Here is a 19,514-nt window from a genome sequence, read left to right on the forward strand (position 1 = left end):
ATAATCCGCCGTTACGGATTGCGGATCAGGGATACGATCGCTTACAGCCGGTGTTGCGGGCGCTCGCTATGCTGGGTTTCATATCGAATCCGAGCAGGTGAACGCGATGAAGAAAACCCTTTTGCTGATCGCAGGCGTCGCTGTCTTGCTGAGCGGCTGTATCGTCGTGCCGGATGGCGGCGGTTACTACGGTGGCGGCGGCTATTACCACCATCATCATCGGGACTGGGATTGATGTCGTGACGCGCGGGACGCTTCGGCCGACGGATGGCTGAAGCGTCGTCGCGAGCGTGCGATTCGCCTGCATCGCCGGCCGTGCCGCACGATGCAGGATCGACGCACCGAACCGCAAATGATCAGGCCGGGCGGATCAGCTCGGCATGCATCAGAAATACCTGCAGCGCAGCGAGCGTTTCGTAGTGAAGGCGTTCGAGCCGCGCATCCTTTTTCGCTTCCGCGACCAGATTGCCTCGCCCATCCCGCTTGTACGGCTCACCCAGCAGTTCGGCCATGTCGAACTGATAGTAGGTACGGTCGCCATACGGCCGCTTGCCGTCGATATAGGGCATCGGCCAGAAATCCCCTTCGCCCAGCACGTCCTCGATCGCTTCCGAATCGACCGTCCTCCAGTTCGCGCCCCTCAGCACGGCGAGATGCGCGGCGCGAAACTGGAAACGGCCCGACGCGTCGACACCGCTTTCCTTGAACGCGAACAGTTTGCGCAGCACCGGCGGGATCGTGTATTGCCCCGGTGCAAGCGTGCCGGCCCCCGCCACGAACTGCGGCACGAGCCGACCGAGTTCGGCCAGCGTGCGGATGGCGAGCGCATCGTCGTCGGTTTTGAGTGCCGCCTTCGCCAGCGCGATCGGCGGCCCTTCACCCATCAGCGGCTGCGACGGATCGATACCGGGCGCACCGGATTCGACGGGCACCCACATCACGCGAAGCTGGTTCATCAGCACGACGTGACGCGCGGCCAGGTCGGGACGTGCAGCACCGTCGGCGAAAACGGCGCGGATGATCGCGTCGCGGTCGATTGATTGCGGCGGGGTGGGCGCACCCGATGCCGCATGGGCGGCCAACACCGGGAGCACGGGAAGGGTGGCAAGGAAGTGGCGGCGGGACAAGGGCATGGTTGGCGGTCGTGCGAGAAAACAGGATCGGTTGGCTCGCCACGACGCTCGGCGCCGCACGTTGCCCGATGGCGATCACGCGGCGCGGATACGCTCGTCAGGCAAGCCCGACCTCGTCGAGTGGCGGCTCGTTCGGCCGAGGCAATGTAGCACCCGGTGCGACGACGAGCCATCTGGCAACACTGTCAGGCGGCGACGGACGAGCCTTCCGCCGAAGGAGACAGATTCCGGACGACGAGGCGGTCGACCTCGGCTTGTGCCTTCGCAATTTTCGCGTCGGCCGCGACGATGCTCTTCTGGTGGCTGTAGCGCGCGAACAGAATCGAACCGAGTATCACGAGAACGAAGACGACATTGGTCACGGCCGTCGTATCGTCTGCGAACCTGCCGGCCACGGTGCCGATGATCGCGCCGCCCATCACGCCGAACACGGCACCGAATATGCCATTGCCGATCCAGCTCTTCGACGGATATTTGAGCCGCGCGAGATTGAGTGCGGAAACGGCATCCACGACGCCCACCACCTCGCCACGTACGGCCCGGAGTTGGGTCTCGACGACGTCCACCAGGTGCCGGGCGCGCTCCTTATCCGATGAGGCGAGCACGCCGGCGTTGTAATAGGCCAGCAGGATGCGTTCCGATTCATTCCACTCGGCATCCAGATCGATCGAAATCAGGCCTTTTTCCTTCAGATAGTCCCACCCGACTTTGGCGTCGTTGAGCTCGATATAAGCGCCGTGCGATGCGCAACACTCGAGGACCGCCAATGCCCGGCGTAACGCAAGATCCAACGCGATGCGGTCATTCGCTTTCGAATGCTGGTTTTTCGTCAGATCGACGGTCGAGTTGCTCGTCGACTGATTGCGCTTTCCAAATCCGAATCCCATGCGTGCCCTCTCTTTGTTTTGACGCCGGGATTTGTTATGTCGAGATTGCCCGGCCGGACGATTTTACGACAGGCCGGGTGAGGCGAACGGGAGAGCGAATGTCGCGAACCTTGTCGACGAACAGCGGATCGCTCGAGAGTTTGAAGGTTTCCTGCCGATGTGGCTGCAGGCCGAAGGCTCGCCAGATTCGCGACACCGCAGTTTGCGAAAGGCTCATCTCCCGAGCCATCGTGCGCGTACTCCAGTGCGTCGCTCCTTTGGGTACGGACTCCAGCGTCTTCGCGATAACGGCATCGACACGCACGTCGTCGATCGATCTGGGTGCCCCAGGCCGCGGCGCGTCGAGCAGACCATCCAGCCGATGCGTCACGTAGCGCCCACGCCACTTCGAGACGGTTTGCTGGGTGACCCGCAGTTTCGCCGCGACCGTCTTGTTGTCGGTACCCTCGGCGCAGGCCAGCACGATCCGTGCTCGCAATGCCAACGCCTGCGCCGTCTTGCGGCGCATCGTCAGCGCCGTGAGCTGCTCGCGTTCCGCTTCGCTCAACATGAGTTCCGCCTTGGGTCTTCCGCTCATCGCCGCCTCTTCGCGTCCGTGGCATTCACTACACGGTACTACAGGCAACAATTTGTTCAACGAATTTCTAACTCACGACATTAGTGAGGAGCAGATCTCCTCTGATCACGCTCTCACAACCCCACGAGTACCCTTCTCCTCGAGTTCGTGGTTATCGTGCGAGCTGGCGCCGAACCCAACCGCCTCGCCAAGAAAATTCAAAAAAATCGCACCTCCTTTGGGTATCAACATACATATCGACAACCCCACGATTCCAGCGCATTTAGATGCGCCATGAAAAATCCAAGAATATTTGATCCGAGACCCAATCACCCTGACAACCATTTCGTACTAGTCCGATTGATTGCCCAGGTATGACCACGCTAGCGTAACAAGCATCGCGCATACCGCTCAACACCACCGGACCTAAAGTACAGATGCCACCAAGCAAAGAAAAAATCCCATATTTCACAATAAATAAAATTTTTTGGAAATGGAGACTTCATGACGGCGCAGATGGATGCAAGATTGTTCCAAATATCGCGCTATCCACGGATAACCCAGCACCACCGCTTCCGATACAACAAAAACCGAAGGTGGCCGAACCCGAACATACCTCCGCCGCCGCCAAGCGCGATTCGCTTGACAAAATGGTCGATGACTTGGAAAGGGCCGGCAAGGCGCTGGCCCGCTTTCAAGCATGGCTCAATGCCCCCGCCCCTCCAAAGCCAGCTATTGTAAAGCTGAAAAAGGACGATTCCGTACCATCGTTCGATATACAAGATATTCCCGCAGCAATGCGCAAGATATACCTCCCGACATCCGCTACACTTATGGAGCGATGGTTTTCTGGAAAATTAAATTATTCGCGCACCTCTTCGGATGAATCATCAGAAGTCAATCAAGATGGAAAACCATACCCTTCCGACATGTACGACATGTCCACCATTAAACTGGATTGGGTACTGCGCTTCCCTCGGGCCAAGCGGCAACTAGACCATCTTATTAATGAAATGATTCGTTCGCCAAAATCCAGAGCCCTGCTTTACAAGCAGCTGACCCCGTACAAAGACTGCGCAGCGAGGCTCTACACCGACGACATATGCGGGAATGATCTTCGCGACCTGCACCGAAGATTTCAATTTCAATACTCATACGTAGACAGCACTCTTGGGCAAAAAATCGGAACTCAACTGGATGCACAACTTCGCAATAACGGAGTGCCTGACGATCTATCCGGCGCACTCGGTTCCTTCAATATATATGCGGCGCTCGGAAGCGCGCGCTTCTCGTGGGACGTAGACTCACACCGAACAACAGCCGAAGTGACCGGGGTGTGGGTGTATGTGAAAGACAACTATACATTTACCGACAAATCCGGTGAGCGATCTCAATATTTAGGGCATTGGAGCAGCGACGGCGTCATCGTAGTCCCATATAGCGCGATCGCTGCATTCTCGAACTCCGAGTATGTTCCATATGTCAAATACGCCGTCGCCAGAGGTAATTCGCTCATCAAAGGGAACGTCTACTACCCGGTAGAGAACATCGATTTTCGAAGATGGTCAGAAATACATAACAGGGGTGGCGATTTTGTTATTTATTCTGATAAGAAATATATCCCAATCTCCCCTCCGATAGAAATATCACTATAATCAAATCCAACCACAACCCATGAAGATTCCTTTGAAAATTGCTTATACACTGCTCATCGCGGCACTGATTGGCATTTTTATCTTTGACCGAACACCCAAGGGGGAAGAGTGTAGAAAATCGATATCTCCCGATGGAATATATCTCGCCAATCTGTGCCTTCTAGCTTGGGTTCCAGGCGGAAATTCCCAGTACGTTGGCCGCGTATTCCGCGCACAAACCGGGAGATTGATAGCTCAGCACACATTCAGCACACCGACCCCCGAAATTTCGTGGAATAGTTATGGCGATGTCTACGTATCCTTTTCAAAAGGTGACGGCGGAGATGGCTCTGTATATATATCGCTGCCGCCATCGTTCATCGATCGGCTGCTAGCGGCACGTCCCCACCTGTAAAACCGCCGTGCCAATCTGGTTGGCAGTCGTCACGCGGATGCGGGTATGCTCTATTGCCGGGAAATGGCTGCGTCATTCCCGGCGCGCAATCCTTTTCGCTTCTATTTCCCGATACAGAACCTGCTGAAAATCACCCCCAGCAGATCATCCGAAGTGAACTCCCCGGTAATCGCATTGAGCTGTTCCTGCGCGAGCCGCAGTTCCTCGGCAAACAGATCGAGCGACTGCGCCCTTTGCTCCGCGTGATCCGCCGCCTGCGCGAGATGCTCCTGCGCGGCCCGCAGCGCGATCAGATGCCGCTCGCGCGCGAGATACACGCCTTCCGCCCCGGCCTGCCACCCCGCGATCCGCAGCAGCTCCGCACGCAGCATGTCGATCCCGTCGCCGCGCTTCGCCGACAGATGCACCTCGGTCAGATCGCCTTCCGCCGCCGGATGCTCGACACACGCCGCCACACCGGTCAGATCCGTCTTGTTCAGCACACGCACCACCGGCACGCCGCCCGGAAACCGCGCCGCGATCGTCTCGTCGTCCGCCGTCATCCCGATGCGCGAATCCAGCAGATGCAGCACGACATCCGCACGCTCGATCTCGCTCCATGTGCGCGCGATACCGATCCGCTCGACCTCGTCCTCGGTCTCGCGCAACCCGGCCGTATCGATGATGTGCAGCGGAATCCCTTCGACCTGGATCGTCTGCGCAACCTTGTCGCGCGTCGTGCCCGCAATCGGCGTGACGATCGCCAGCTCCGCGCCGGCCAGCGCATTCAGCAGCGACGACTTGCCGACGTTCGGCTGCCCCGCGAGCACGACCGACAAGCCTTCGCGCAGCAGCGCCCCCTGCCGCGCATCACCCAGCACGTGCGCGAGCTGCGCGCGAATCTTCGCGAGCTTGCCGCGCGCGTCGGCGGCTTCCAGGAAATCGATCTCTTCTTCCGGAAAATCGAGCGTTGCCTCGACCAGCATGCGCAGCGTGATCACGTCTTCGACGAGCGCATGGATCTGCCGCGAGAACGCGCCGTCGAGCGAACGCCCGGCCGAACGCGCCGCGGCTTCGGTGCTCGCTTCGATCAAATCGGCAACGGCCTCGGCCTGCGCGAGATCGAGCTTGTCGTTCAGAAACGCGCGCCGCGTGAATTCGCCAGGCTCCGCGAGCCGCAGCCCGAAACCACGCCCCGCATCGAGGCAGCGCTGCAGCAGCAGCTGCATCACGATCGGCCCGCCGTGCCCCTGCAGCTCGAGCACGTGCTCGCCGGTGTACGAATGCGGCGCCGGGAAATACAGCGCGATCCCGCGGTCGAGCGGCGCGCCGTGCTCGTCGAGGAACGGCACGTAGCTCGCATGGCGCGGGGCGAGCTTCTGCCCGCACAACGCGTCGATCAACGGCAACGCAGCCGCCTCGCCGCCGCGCCCGAACGACACGCGGACGACCCCGATGCCACCCCGGCCGGCAGCAGTGGCAATGGCGACGATCGGATCGGAATCGGTAGCGAGCATGGGAATCGGGTGAACAGTGAATATGGTGCGCCCGCGCAACAGTTTGGGCATCGGAACGCCGGCATTGTAGCGTGCCGGCACACACGCCACAGGCCGCCGCGCAGGATTCGGACACGCCTGAATTTATCCCATCGGGGATAAGCCAAGTATCAGCCCAGCGCAATGTCCCAGCCACCGCTTCGGACGAGTATGCCTGCTGGAGCGGCCCAACACTGCGGCCCTCAATTCCACCTCCACCCCGGGCAAGACCGGGATTCGTCTGAACGAGATACGTTTATCCCGAATGGTTGTCTGAGAGGCGGCGGTGGAATTGCACAATCTCCCCCATGCCGACATCCGAAGAAAAAGCCGCGTTCTCGGAACGCCTGAAATTCGCCCTGCGGCGCAGCCCGGAGAAGGTGACCGGTGCGACTGAGCTGGCGAACCGATTCAATCTGCGCCACCGCGGCGCGCAGCCCGTTTCGCCGCAAACCGCGCACAAATGGCTGACGGGCCGCACGATTCCGACGTCGGACAAACTCGCCACGCTTGCCGAATGGCTGCGCGTCGAACTCCACTGGCTGCATTACGGCCCGTCGCCGAGCGTGATCGAACATCCGACACCGCAACCGCTGCCGCGCGACGAACGCTATCCGCCGACGCCCGAGACGATCGAACTCGCGTCGAAGATCGAAGCGTTGTCGCCCCATCATCGCTATCTCGTGCAGGAGCTGGTCGAACAGTTCTACGGCGACTCGGGCGAAGCGAAGAAGGGCTGAGCCCACGCCGGGCGCGCCAAAAGCAAAAAGCCGCATGGGCTAACCATGCGGCTTTTTTGCGTGCATCGCGGGCGGCTCGCCGCCCACGGGTGCAACGGGCGTCAGGCCGGCTTCTTCTTGACTCCGCCGAACTTGCGCGTGATGTAGTACTGCTGCGTGATCGACAGCACGTTGTTCACGACGTAGTACAGCACGAGGCCGGCCGGGAAGAAGAAGAACATCACCGAGAACGCGATCGGCATGAACTTCATCATCTTCGCCTGGACCGGGTCCGGCGGGGTCGGGTTCAGACTCGTCTGCACGTACATCGAAACGGCCATCAGCACCGGCAGGATGAAGAACGGATCGCGCTGCGACAGGTCGTGAATCCACAGAACCCACGGCGCACCGCGCATTTCGACCGACGCGAGCAGCACCCAGTACAGCGAGATGAACACCGGGATCTGGATCACGACCGGCAGGCAGCCGCCGAACGGATTGACCTTCTCGGTCTTGTACAGCTCCATCAGCGCGGCGTTCATCTTCTGCGGATCGCTCTTGAAGCGTTCGCGCAGCGCCTGCATGCGCGGCGTGATTTCCTTCATGCGCGCCATCGACTTGTAGCTCGCGGCCGACAGCGGGAAGAACACGGCCTTGATCAGGATCGTCAGCAGCACGATCGACCAGCCCCAGTTGCCGATGTAGCTGTGGATCTTCTCGAGCAGCCAGAACAGCGGCTTCGCGATGATCGTCACCCAGCCGTAGTCCTTCACGAGTTCCAGGCCCGGCGCGATGCCTTCGAGCATGCGCTCTTCTTCCGGACCGGCGAACAGGCGTGCCTGCACGTCGGCCGACTGGCCCGGTGCGATCGCGGCGACCGGCTGCTTCACGCCGACGCGGTACAGCGTCGGATCGATCTTTTCAGCGTAGATGTCGCGCTTCACGCCCTGCTGCGGAATCCAGGCCGACGCGAAGTAGTGCTGCACCATCGCGACCCAGCCGTTGTCGGCGGAGGTCACGTAGTCGGCCTTGTTCTTGTCGAGGTCGCTGAAGTTGATCTTCTGGAAGTGCTTCGCGTCCGTGTAGACCGCCGGCCCAAGGAATGTGTGCGAGAACATCGGCGTTTCGACGGCCGTGTTGTCGCGGACGAGTTCCATGTAGACCGTCGGCGTGACCGGTGCCGTGCCGACGTTGTCGATCTTGGTGTCGACGCCGATCACGTAGCTGCCGCGCGTGAACGTGTAGGTCTTCACGACCTTCACGCCGCCCTTCACCGGCGACTCGAACGACAGCTTCAGCGCGTTCTGGTCACCCGTCAGCGACGTCGTGCCCGGGTTCAGCTGCGTGTAGACGTCGTTGTGGTTCGGGAAATCGCCGCCGAGCAGGCCCGAGCGTGCGAGATACGTGTGGCCGGCCGTGTGGTCGAACAGCGTGATGTACAGGTCGGGCTGCTTGCCGTCGCCCTGCTTCTTCAGCGTCAGCTTCGCGAGCGTGCCGCCGCGCGTGTCGATTTCGCCGTCATACACGTCGGTCGAGAACTTCACGAGCTGCGCCTGGGCGGCCGGTGCCGTCGTCGACGGTGCGGCGCCAGCTGCGGCGGCAGGCACTTCACCTGCCGTCGTCGTCGTCGCGCCCGTGCCCGATGCACCGCCGGCAGCGGCCGCGGGGGCCGTCTGCGTGGCACTCGGGAAGAACATCGACGGGCGTCCATGGGACCGCTGCCAGTTGTCGTACAGCATGACAGCTGACATGAAGAAGATCACCCATAGGACGGTGCGTTTGATATCCATGCGTTGTCTCAGAGTCGATGGGACCGCGCGTCGGCTTCGCCGCGAGCGCGAGTGTCGGAGTTGGGCGGCGGGACGAGGTCGATGCCGCCCGCGGAAAACGGATGGCATCGGCACACGCGCCTGACGGCGAGATACGTGCCGCGCGCGGCGCCATGATACTGGATTGCCTCGCGCGCGTAATCCGAACAGGAAGGATAAAAACGGCAACGGTTGCCGAGCATAGGGCTCACGGCAACCTTGTAGAAGCGCAGCAAGGCGATCAATACCGTTTCCATACCTTGGGCGACGCCGTTCGGCGCCGCGTCAAAACCGGCCGGGCAGGCGCGAACGCCGCACCGCGGACGGATGCGTCACTCGGACGCGGGCTTCGACGCACGGCGGGCGATCTCCCGGACTGCCCTGTCGAGCAGTTCGCGAATCTCGGCCGCGCACATCGCCGCGAGCGGGGCGGAAGCCGCGCTCGGCAGCGCTTTCTTGTCGAAGCGCGTGTGCTGCCGCAGCAGCAGGTCGTAACCGGCGAATTCGGCCCGGCGCAAGCGAAATGCATCGCGCGCCAGCCGCTTCACAAGGTTACGGGTTACCGCACGCGGCGCATACTTCTTGCCGACGACGAGCCCCAAACGCGCGGGCTGACCGGTCGGCTTGCCGTAAATCACGAAGTGCGCGGAGCGCCGCCAAGGACGCAAACGAAAAACGGATGAAAATTCATCCGTTTTCAGAAGTCGCGCAGCTTTCGGGAAGGCGGCTTTCGTCTGCGACGGATTCGCACCCGGCTCGACGGCACCTTCCGCAGGACTGCGGACGGCGGACACAGCGCGCAACCTGCCTTAGATGGCGAGGCGCTTGCGGCCCTTCGCGCGGCGAGCGTTGATGACCTTGCGGCCACCTGCCGTCTTCATACGGACACGGAAGCCATGGGTGCGCTTGCGGCGCGTCACGGACGGTTGGTAAGTACGTTTCATGATGTTCTCACTTGTTCGAGAATGTCGACATTCAGGGGACCGCGTGCCCTTAACCGGAGGCATTCGGGCGAACGCAATCACCGGGAATACAGGATTGGTTTTCGCGGAACCCGCTATTTAAACCGTTTTTCTGTTGACGGTCAATACTTTAGGAGTCGATCGCCTGTGCCCGCCCTGTGCGATCCGGCCCCGCGCCCCACAATCCCGGCCTGTGGATAACTCGCGCTGTGGCCGCGTTTGGCGGTAGAATCTCGCCTTATCTCCAAGAATCCCGCACGCCGCTTCGGCCCGCGCCTGCCCCTCCACGACTGTGACGCAGGCGTCCGAGGCACGCTCGCACGACCGCTTCGGGCCTTGTTGCGTTACCGCGACAAGGGCGCCGGCGAGCCGCGCTGTGCACGCAAAAAACGACAGTTACTTGATGAACGATTTCTGGCAACACTGTTCCGCACTGCTGGAGCGCGAGCTGACGCCCCAACAGTACGTGACGTGGATCAAACCCCTGGCCCCGGTGGCCTTCGATGCGTCGGCGAACACGCTGTCCATCGCCGCGCCGAACCGTTTCAAGCTGGACTGGGTCAAGAGCCAGTTTTCGGGACGGATCTCCGATCTGGCCCGCGAATTCTGGAGCGCGCCGATCGAAGTCCAGTTCGTCCTCGATCCGAAGGCAGGCATGCGCAGCGCCGCTGCGACCGGCGCCGCACCGGCTGCCTCCCGCGCGCCGCTGGCCCCGAGCGGCCCGGCCGCGACGGTCGCCGCGATCGCCGCCAACCTCGCCGCGAATGCCGCCGCCGCACCGGCCGACGTGCCGATGACGCCGTCTGCAGCCGCCGCGCACCACCTGAACGCCGACGACGCCGACATCGACCTGCCGAGCCTGCCCGCGCACGAAGCGGCGGCCGGCCGCCGCACGTGGCGCCCGGGCCCGGGTGCCGCGCCCGCCAACGGCGGCGAAGCCGATTCGATGTACGAGCGTTCGAAGCTGAACCCCGTGCTCACGTTCGACAACTTCGTGACCGGCAAGGCGAACCAGCTCGCACGCGCCGCCGCGATCCAGGTCGCGGACAATCCCGGCATTTCGTACAACCCGCTGTTCCTGTATGGCGGCGTCGGCCTCGGCAAGACCCACCTGATCCACGCGATCGGCAACCAGCTGCTGCTCGACAAGGCCGGCGCGCGGATTCGCTACATCCACGCCGAGCAATACGTGTCGGACGTGGTGAAGGCGTACCAGCGCAAGGCGTTCGACGACTTCAAGCGCTACTACCACTCGCTCGACCTGCTGCTGATCGACGATATTCAGTTCTTCTCCGGCAAGTCGCGCACGCAAGAGGAATTCTTCTACGCGTTCGAGGCGCTGGTCGCGAACAAGGCGCAGGTGATCATCACCAGCGATACCTATCCGAAGGAAATCTCGGGCATCGACGATCGCCTGATCTCGCGCTTCGACTCGGGGCTCACCGTCGCGATCGAGCCGCCCGAGCTCGAGATGCGCGTCGCGATCCTGATGCGCAAGGCGCAGTCGGAATACGTGAACCTGTCGGAAGACGTCGCGTTCTTCGTCGCGAAGCACCTGCGCTCGAACGTGCGCGAGCTCGAGGGCGCGCTGCGCAAGATCCTCGCGTATTCGAAGTTCCACGGCCGCGAGATCTCGATCGAGCTGACCAAGGAAGCGCTGAAGGACCTGCTGACCGTGCAGAACCGGCAGATTTCGGTCGAGAACATCCAGAAGACCGTCGCCGACTTCTACAACATCAAGGTCGCCGACATGTATTCGAAGAAGCGTCCCGCGAACATCGCGCGGCCGCGGCAGATCGCGATGTACTTGGCGAAGGAACTCACGCAGAAGAGCCTGCCGGAAATCGGCGAGCTGTTCGGCGGGCGCGACCACACCACCGTGCTGCACGCGGTGCGCAAGATCGCCGACGAACGCAGCAAGGACGCGCAGCTCAACCACGAGCTGCACGTGCTGGAACAGACGCTGAAGGGCTGAGCGCGAGGCGCGCTTGATAATTCGGCCTCCGCCCCAATTTAAGGGGGGCGGTTCGGTTTTGAGGCACAATACTGGTTTGACCGCCCCGGTGGTGGCGGGCCAAGAGCCCGGCCGGCGGGGCGCTGCGAGGCTGCTGCGCTGCAGGCCGTTACTCAACGAAGGAACTCTATGCAACTGGTCAAGACCGAACGAGACACCCTCCTCAGGCCGCTGCAAACGGTCAGCGGCATCGTCGAACGCCGCCATACGTTGCCGATCCTCGCCAACCTGCTGATCACCAAGAACGGCTCGGACGTTTCGTTCCTGTCGACCGACCTGGAGCTGCAGATCACCACGCGCGCCGATTTCGGCGTCGGCGGCGACCAGGTCGCGACCACCGTCGCGGCGCGCAAGCTGCTCGACATCCTGCGTGCGATGCCTGACGGCCAGGTCACGCTGTCGCTCGCCGACAAGCGCCTCACCGTTCAATCCGGCAAGAGCCGTTTCGCACTGCAGACGCTGGCGGCCGACGAGTTCCCGACCGTCGCGCAGGCGAAGGATTTCGGCGCAACGCTGACCGTCCCGCAGAAGTCGTTCCGCCAGCTGCTCGGCATGGTGCACTTCGCGATGGCGCAGCAGGACATCCGCTACTACCTGAACGGCATGCTGCTCGTCGTCGACGGCGACCAGCTGATGGCCGTGGCCACCGATGGCCACCGCCTCGCGTTCTCGTCGATGAAGCTCGAAGGCGGCACGTTCGGCCGCCAGGAAGTCATCGTGCCGCGCAAGACGATTCTCGAGCTGCAACGCCTGCTCGAAGACATCGACGACACCGTCACCATCGACATCGCGCAAACCCAGGCCAAGTTCACGTTCGGCCAGGTCGAGCTCGTGTCGAAACTCGTCGAGGGCAAGTTCCCCGACTTCCAGCGCGTGATCCCGAAGGCGCACAAGAACACGTTCGAGATCGGCCGTGAAGAACTGCAGCGTTCGCTGCAGCGCGCGGCGATCCTGACCTCGGACAAGTTCAAGGGCGTGCGCTGCATCATCGCGCCGGGCCAGCTGAAGATCATGTCGACCAACGCCGATCAGGAAGAGGCGCAGGAAGAACTGGAAATCGCCTACCAGGGCGATACCGTCGACATCGGCTTCAACGTCACGTATCTGCTCGACGTGCTCGCGAACCTGAAGGTCGACACCGTGCAGGTGAGCCTCGGCGACGCCAGCTCGAGCGCGCTGATTACCGTGCCCGAGAACGAAGAGTTCAAGTATGTCGTGATGCCGATGCGCATCTGACGCGCGCGACATCACGACACACACCAGGGGGCGGCAAGCCCCTTTGGCGTTTTTATGGCGAACCGACAACCCGTCCCTTTGGTGCCCTAACGGCGCCTCGGACGGGCCAGGAAAACTGGAGCGGCCCGGCGTTTTCGCAAGGAAACGCACCGCGCCGCCGCTTGAGTGGCCTCGCAGAACCGGAAGATATCCATGAGTGAACAGCACAATACGCAACCCGATAACAGCAGCTACGGCGCCTCGTCGATCCAGATCCTCGAAGGTCTGGAAGCGGTGCGCAAGCGCCCCGGGATGTACATCGGCGACACGTCGGACGGCACCGGTCTGCATCACCTCGTGTTCGAGGTGCTCGATAACTCGATCGACGAAGCGTTGGCCGGGTACTGCAACGACATCCACGTGACGATTCACGCCGACAACTCGATTTCCGTGACCGACAACGGCCGCGGGATACCGACCGACGTGAAGATGAACGACAAGCACGAGCCGAAGCGCAGCGCCGCTGAAATCGTGATGACCGAGCTGCATGCCGGCGGCAAGTTCGACCAGAACAGCTACAAGGTGTCGGGCGGCCTGCACGGCGTGGGCGTGTCGTGCGTGAACGCGCTGTCGAGCTGGCTGCGCCTCACCGTGCGCCGCGACGGCAAGAAGCGTTTCATGGAGTTCCATCGCGGCGTCGCGCAGGATCGCGTGCTCGAGACGGTGGACGGCGTGGAAGTGTCGCCGATGCTCGTGACGGGTGACACCGAGAACCGCGGCACCGAAGTGCACTTTATGGCCGATCCGACGATTTTCGGCACGGTCGAGTATCACTACGACATCCTCGCGAAGCGGATGCGCGAGCTTTCGTTCCTGAACAACGGCGTGCGGATTCGCCTCACGGACCTGCGCTCGGGCAAGGAAGACGATTTCGCGTTCGCCGGCGGTGTGAAGGGCTTCGTCGAGTACATCAACAAGACGAAGACCAACCTGCACCCGACCATCTTCTTCGCCACCGGCGAGAAGGATAACGTGGGCGTCGAAGTCGCGATGCAGTGGAACGACAGCTACAACGAGAACGTGCTGTGCTTCACGAACAACATTCCGCAGCGCGACGGCGGCACGCACCTGACCGGCCTGCGGGCCGCGATGACGCGCGTCATCAACAAGTACATCACCGACAACGAAATCGCGAAGAAGGCGAAGGTCGAGACGACCGGCGACGACATGCGCGAAGGGCTGTCTTGCGTGCTTTCCGTGAAGGTGCCGGAGCCGAAGTTCAGCTCGCAGACGAAGGACAAGCTGGTTTCGTCCGAAGTGCGTGCGCCGGTTGAAGAAGTTGTGGCGAAGGCGCTGGAAGAATTCCTTTTGGAAACGCCGATCGACGCGAAGATCATCTGCGGGAAGATCGTTGAGGCTGCTCGGGCGCGTGATGCTGCGCGGAAGGCTCGCGAGATGACGCGACGCAAGGGCGTGCTCGACGGCATCGGCCTGCCCGGCAAGCTCGCGGACTGCCAGGAGAAAGACCCGGCGAAGTGCGAAATCTACATCGTCGAGGGCGACTCGGCAGGTGGGTCGGCGAAGCAAGGGCGTGACCGGAAGTTCCAGGCGATCCTGCCGCTGCGCGGCAAGGTGCTGAACGTCGAGAAGGCGCGCTACGACAAGCTGCTGTCGTCGGAGCAGATCGTCACGCTAGTGACCGCGCTTGGATGCGGGATCGGCAAGGAAGACTACAACCTCGACAAGCTGCGTTATCACCGCATCATCATCATGACCGACGCGGACGTTGACGGTGCGCACATCCGGACGCTGCTGCTCACATTCCTGTATCGCCAGATGCCGGACATGATCGAGCGCGGGTACGTGTATATCGCGCAGCCGCCGCTTTACAAGATCAAGGCGGGCAAGGACGAGCGGTATCTGAAGGATGACGTGGAGCTGAACGCGCACATGCTGCGGTTGGCGCTGCAGGGGTCGGAGCTGGTGCCGGGTGAGAATGCGGCGGCGATTTCGGGCGATGCGCTTGGGGAGCTGGCGCGGTCGTACCTGCTGTCGAAGAGCGTGATCGAGCGGTTGAGCCGGTTGTATGACCCGGCCGCGCTGGAAGCGGTCATGGATGGCGTGGCGATCGATCTTTCCAATGAGGCTTCGACTGAGGCTTCGGCTAAGGCTTTGCACGCTGCGTTGCATGACGAGGCTTTGAAGAACGAAGTGCGCGTGGTGCCTTCGTATGACCCGGTTCGCGAACAGCGGTCGCTGCATGTCGAACGTACGCATCACGGCAACGTGCGCGTTTCGGTCATCGACCAGGAATTCCAGCACACGGCGGACTATCAGCAGCTCGTGACCACCGCGAATACGTTCAAGGGGCTCATCGGGGAAGGTGCGATCATCAAGCGCGGTGAGCGCAGCATGGTCGTGGCGGACTTCAAGAGCGCGATGAAGTGGCTGCTGGCGGATGCTGAACGCAACGTCTCCAAACAACGCTATAAGGGGCTCGGCGAGATGAACCCCGGGCAGCTGTGGGAAACGACGATGGATCCGGCAGTGCGGCGACTGCTGCGTGTGCAGATCGAAGACGCGATTGCGGCGGATGGGATCTTCACTACCCTCATGGGGGATGATGTCGAGCCGCGGCGGGCGTTTATCGAGAGCAATGCGTTGCGGGCGGGGAATATTGACGTCTAACTCATACCGTAGGTGTCGAAAGTCACTATTAGTGAAAAATGCCCCACCAATAGTGACAATCGAAGTCGCATTTAGTGAAAATTCTCGGAGGTTATTCGGCTCGCATCACGCCTCTTTCTTGGCGAGCTTTCTAGAGGTACGAGCAAAGCCATTACATCGGAGTGGCGGAGCAAAGGTCGGCAGTTCGATCCTCCTCCGCCTCACAAAGAACGTGTCTAGGGTTGTACGAGCAGGTCAGCAAACCCCGCAGCCAGTAAGGCTTGCGGGGTTTTTTGTTTCTGCATTTTCCTGATGTCCTCATTGACATCTCGGGGCGCCAGTGGGCATTTTAGGGGGCACGAACCATGCCCCCGTATACCGATGCCCCCACGGAGATCGAATGCCCTGGCTGACGCCGAAATTCGCAATGCGCCCGAGAAAAGCCTTACCGTCTGAGAGACGGAGCCGTCGAGGAACGAAAGTGCGAAGGCAGCGAGGGATTCGAGGGGAGAAATAGGCAGCATCACCGGACTCCCAAGATAGATGGCGATGGCACACGACGGTACTGACGGAGCGGCAGCGATTGCCAGCTCACGGTGGTGATATAGGGTTGAAATTCGTTTGAGTGGGCGGCCATGTGCGGCGGGCTCATCTCCATGGATTCGGCGATGTCTAGTGGGCTTATGATCCACCTCCCGCACTGCTCGCCAGAGCCTTATGCTGTCTCGATACGAGATATCCTGTCGCGAGGTTGAAGTCGGCGGTTCTCTTCGCACGTGGCGGTGGTAAGGCTGCGCCAGCGTCTCCATATTGAGAGTTAAGGACATGAGCTCGACGACGAGGGAAATCCGTGCGCCGCACCTCGATACAAATATCGGAAAGGTCATGGCACGGGATGTATATTTTCACGTGTCACGTCTGGAAGGTCTCCCCGAGACCGTGCGATGCAACGTCGAGAAAGGTATTGTGCTGACGAGGCTCACGGCAGGGAGCGACTTCAACGTTGTCAGGCTAGATCGTTCTATGTCGGATATGTCGCTCCTCGACTACCCGAATTTCTTCAGCGAGGCGTTTCCGGCACTGTACCGCAGCTGGTTTATCGACCTCGATCAGCAGACGTATCGATATCGCAGCTACGAGTCGTCAATCAATCCCCCGATATTGCATCGAAAGGAACTACTCATTGCGGCCGATCATCCGCAGCGGTCGGTTTTTGAGCAACTGACTCGGGCAGCCGAACAGATCGGATTATTTGACGATCCGACTCGTATTGGCTTCCAACGGGCATTCGGCGATCTCATTAAGCAACGAGGCTATCGCCTCGTCGACCACGTGCTCGTTCCCATAGCCAATGAGGAGCCCGATGATACTGAAGGCGAGAGTAGACCTGGCCCTATCGAACGTCATCGTACTGCACTGTCTCGCTATAGCTTTTCGGCACCGATACAAATTCTTTCACGTCTCGGATTTCTCGATGGAACGCGTTCGCTTTTTGACTATGGGTGTGGGCGTGGAGACGATGTGCGCGGGCTCAAGGGGCTAGGCATTGAGGCTGCGGGTTGGGACCCACACTATGCGAATGACCAGCCGTTGTCCCGGGCATCAATTGTTAATCTCGGATTTGTCATAAACGTGATAGAAAACGTAGATGAACGCGAGCTAGCCCTGAAGAAATCATATTCTCTATCGGACGACATCCTTGTTGTCTCCGCGATGCTTGTAAATCAGGATTCCGCTCGTGGCACTCCATACCGCGACGGAGTTCTAACCTCACGAAATACGTTTCAGAAATATTACTTTCAATCGGAACTAAAGGAATTCATTGATCACGTCACAGAGAATGATGCGATTGCGGTGGGGCCCGGAGTATTTTTGGTATTTAAGGATAAAGATCTGGAGCAGCGTTTTCGGTTTAGTCGGGTCAAGAGCAGCAGGCGGATCATGCCTCCCGTCCGGCCGACGCGTATTATGGCTCAAGGACATGCAGACCGTGACACGGTCACCAAGTCTCGTCCGGATCGTTCAGCGCTGCTTTACGAACGTCACCAGAATGCCCTTGATGAACTGTGGCGACTTTGCCTGGCTCTTGGTCGCAACCCCGTTAGGCCAGAAATGCAGGGGCTACAGCAAGAGCTTCGCGCATTCGGATCAACCGCAGCTGCCCTGCGGTTTCTCAAAGAAATAAAAGTTGATTCGGCGAATATGCTTGAGCGTGCGGCGGCCTCGAGAGCAGACGATCTTCGCGTGTACTTCGCGTTATTGCAATTCGACAAGCGACCTCCATACAGCAAGCTCGAGCGGCAGCTTCAGGTTGATGTGAAGGTATTTTTCGGCGGTTATTCCGCGGCGCTGTCTGCGGGTCGAGAACTACTATTCAGCTTGGCTGACATACAGAAAATTTCGGACGCTTGCCTCCAGGCGGCGGAGCAAGGTATTGGATGGCTGGAGAGCGGTGAGTCGCTGCAGCTTCATACAGACCTTGTGGAGCGCCTCCCCCCCATCCTGCGCGCATATGTTGGTTGCGGTACGCTACTTTACGGCGATGTCACCAGCGCAGATTTACTAAAAATCCACGTTCGGTCAGGGAAGCTGACCATGATGAAATTCGACGATTTTTATGGGTCGCCTTTGCCACGCATGACTCAGCGCGTGAAAATAAACTTGCGCAAGCAAGATCTGACGGTTTTTGACTATGGCGAACCGTATCCTTCCCCATACCTCTACAGGAAGTCGCGCTTCCTCAATGAAGAGTCGCCGTCCTACTCTGAACAAGTACTGTTTGAAGAAACTTTGGAGGAGCTAGGTGTCTTCGATCTCAGCGGCTACGGCCCGGACGTTGCGACCTTCGATGCTAAGTTGGGTGAAATGCGATTGACTGTAGATGGATACAGGTTGATTCGATCAAGATCAATTCCGCCGTTAGATCAAAAGTGCGGACGCTATCTCACGTTTCGTGATTTGATCGAGTGCGGGGAAACGCAAGCGGCACTGGACATCGGCAACGTGCCGGTTGACCCGGAAAGTTTTAATGCACTTCTTGACCTTGCTCATCACGTCATAGATCCGGTAATTGACTACTTCGGCATGGTGAAGTTGACGTTTGGTTTTTGCTCACCGGCACTGGCCTCTCACATCAAAGGGCGAATCTCGCCGAAATTGGACCAGCATGCCGCGCACGAAAGAGCACGTCGCGGTCGATACATTTGCGAACGCCTCGGAGCGGCGTGCGATTTTGTTGTGGAAGACGAGGATATGGCGATGGTAGTTGAATGGATTATTAATAACGTGAAGTTTGATCGCCTGTATTTTTACGGTCGCCATCGTCCGATTCACATCAGCTACAGCTCGACGCCGGCACGGCAAGTAGTCGACATGATCGAGACTGCCGGAGGAAACGTTGTGCCAAAGCGGCGCCGCATCGATTAGCTCACGCTAATAGGTGGTCCGCGGAATTTGCGGAGGCGGGCGGGTAATGAAGTATGATGATTGGCGGGAACTAGCGGTAAGCCGTTGCGCCCGCGATCGTTGGTGCAACGGAGGGCCCGGGCACCGGGACTGAGTCTTAACCACGACGGCTGAGACGCCGCAGTTTTACGGCGTACCGATCGGGGGATGGCATGAGATGGCAGTTACGGAATGAGCCCGTAGGCAAGCTTGATCAGCTATTAATTGAAAGAAAAACGAAAGAATGGTCGGTTGCACATCAAAAAATGCACCGGGTGGTCGAATTAATTCGAAATGGATGCTGGGCTTCGCGCCTCCGATATCCGCGTGCCATGTACGCGCACGACACGAGCGATCGCTCGTCCAAACGCGCTCCTGCTACTGCGCAGCATTCACCAGTCATAATTCACCGTTAGCGAAGCTATAGGCTCCGTCGCGTGGCTTTGCGATGGCTGGGGGACGTTGGGCCGGCTCGCACGAAGATGCGAACGACCGATACCGAGGGGAACCAACTTGACAGATTCTGAGCAACAGACGGAGGCAGCT

The 19,514-nt window shown here is 60.2% G+C and carries 14 protein-coding genes and 1 pseudogene; 7 read left to right on the top strand and 8 right to left on the bottom strand.

Features of this window, described 5'->3' with window-relative positions; genetic code table 11:
* Window positions 1-106 precede the first annotated feature (106 nt).
* Window positions 107-235 carry a hypothetical protein gene (locus QZM67_RS36840; RefSeq protein WP_256941070.1) on the top strand — a complete coding sequence of 43 codons (129 nt, stop codon included), beginning with the start codon at window positions 107-109 and terminating at the stop codon, window positions 233-235.
* Window positions 236-356: 121 nt separating this feature from the next.
* On the opposite strand, the gene QZM67_RS36845 is transcribed toward QZM67_RS36840, so the two are convergent.
* The 3 genes and pseudogenes from QZM67_RS36845 to QZM67_RS36855 form a co-directional block, all read right to left on the bottom strand.
* On the bottom strand, window positions 357-1,133 hold the full coding sequence (locus QZM67_RS36845) for a hypothetical protein (protein ID WP_301810978.1): 777 nt from the start codon (window positions 1,131-1,133) through the stop codon (window positions 357-359).
* 185 nt (window positions 1,134-1,318) lie between these two features.
* Complete coding sequence (locus tag QZM67_RS36850) at window positions 1,319-2,020, bottom strand: hypothetical protein (RefSeq protein WP_301810980.1); 702 nt, start codon at window positions 2,018-2,020, stop codon at window positions 1,319-1,321.
* 97 nt (window positions 2,021-2,117) lie between these two features.
* Window positions 2,118-2,597 (bottom strand): annotated as a pseudogene (locus tag QZM67_RS36855) (helix-turn-helix domain-containing protein); the annotation flags it as partial.
* 416 nt (window positions 2,598-3,013) lie between these two features.
* On the opposite strand from QZM67_RS36855, the gene QZM67_RS36860 reads away from it, so the two are divergent.
* Complete coding sequence (locus QZM67_RS36860) at window positions 3,014-4,231, top strand: DUF6402 family protein (RefSeq protein ID WP_301810981.1); 1,218 nt, start codon at window positions 3,014-3,016, stop codon at window positions 4,229-4,231.
* A gap of 495 nt (window positions 4,232-4,726) precedes the next feature.
* On the opposite strand, the gene mnmE is transcribed toward QZM67_RS36860, so the two are convergent.
* Window positions 4,727-6,121, bottom strand: a complete 1,395-nt coding sequence (mnmE, locus tag QZM67_RS36865; protein ID WP_043185201.1) for a tRNA uridine-5-carboxymethylaminomethyl(34) synthesis GTPase MnmE — start codon at window positions 6,119-6,121, stop codon at window positions 4,727-4,729.
* Window positions 6,122-6,447: 326 nt separating this feature from the next.
* Here mnmE and QZM67_RS36870 point away from each other — a divergent pair, with 326 nt between their 5' ends.
* Window positions 6,448-6,879 (top strand): transcriptional regulator, encoded by a 432-nt coding sequence (locus tag QZM67_RS36870; protein ID WP_043184776.1) that lies wholly within the window; start codon window positions 6,448-6,450, stop codon window positions 6,877-6,879.
* Window positions 6,880-6,980: 101 nt separating this feature from the next.
* Here the strand turns inward: QZM67_RS36870 and yidC are convergent, their stop codons facing one another.
* The 4 genes from yidC to rpmH form a co-directional block, all read right to left on the bottom strand.
* Complete coding sequence (yidC, locus tag QZM67_RS36875; protein ID WP_043184778.1) at window positions 6,981-8,648, bottom strand: membrane protein insertase YidC; 1,668 nt, start codon at window positions 8,646-8,648, stop codon at window positions 6,981-6,983.
* A gap of 8 nt (window positions 8,649-8,656) precedes the next feature.
* The gene (yidD, locus tag QZM67_RS36880; RefSeq protein ID WP_006750110.1) at window positions 8,657-8,923 is read right to left on the bottom strand and encodes a membrane protein insertion efficiency factor YidD; all 267 of its coding nucleotides are present in this window, start codon (window positions 8,921-8,923) and stop codon (window positions 8,657-8,659) included.
* A 75-nt stretch (window positions 8,924-8,998) separates the two neighbouring features.
* Entirely contained in the window at window positions 8,999-9,460 is a 462-nt protein-coding gene (rnpA, locus tag QZM67_RS36885; protein WP_021157986.1) for a ribonuclease P protein component, read from the bottom strand.
* A 15-nt stretch (window positions 9,461-9,475) separates the two neighbouring features.
* On the bottom strand, window positions 9,476-9,610 hold the full coding sequence (rpmH, locus tag QZM67_RS36890; RefSeq protein WP_004198824.1) for a 50S ribosomal protein L34: 135 nt from the start codon (window positions 9,608-9,610) through the stop codon (window positions 9,476-9,478).
* A 421-nt stretch (window positions 9,611-10,031) separates the two neighbouring features.
* Between rpmH and dnaA the strand changes: the two genes are divergently transcribed.
* From dnaA to QZM67_RS36910, 4 genes are all read left to right on the top strand, one after another.
* A complete protein-coding gene (gene dnaA / locus QZM67_RS36895; RefSeq protein WP_301810984.1) occupies window positions 10,032-11,603 on the top strand; it encodes a chromosomal replication initiator protein DnaA in 1,572 nt (523 codons plus the stop codon).
* Between the two features lie 168 nt (window positions 11,604-11,771).
* Window positions 11,772-12,878: a DNA polymerase III subunit beta gene (gene dnaN / locus QZM67_RS36900; protein ID WP_174974624.1), complete on the top strand. Its 1,107-nt coding sequence runs from the start codon at window positions 11,772-11,774 to the stop codon at window positions 12,876-12,878.
* 192 nt (window positions 12,879-13,070) lie between these two features.
* Entirely contained in the window at window positions 13,071-15,545 is a 2,475-nt protein-coding gene (gene gyrB, locus QZM67_RS36905) for a DNA topoisomerase (ATP-hydrolyzing) subunit B (RefSeq protein WP_301810986.1), read from the top strand.
* 804 nt (window positions 15,546-16,349) lie between these two features.
* Entirely contained in the window at window positions 16,350-18,950 is a 2,601-nt protein-coding gene (locus QZM67_RS36910; protein WP_264840950.1) for a DNA phosphorothioation-associated putative methyltransferase, read from the top strand.
* The last annotated feature ends 564 nt before the right edge of the window (window positions 18,951-19,514 follow it).

It is taken from the genome of Burkholderia sp. AU45251 (assembly GCF_030482905.1).
Lineage (GTDB): Bacteria > Pseudomonadota > Gammaproteobacteria > Burkholderiales > Burkholderiaceae > Burkholderia > Burkholderia aenigmatica.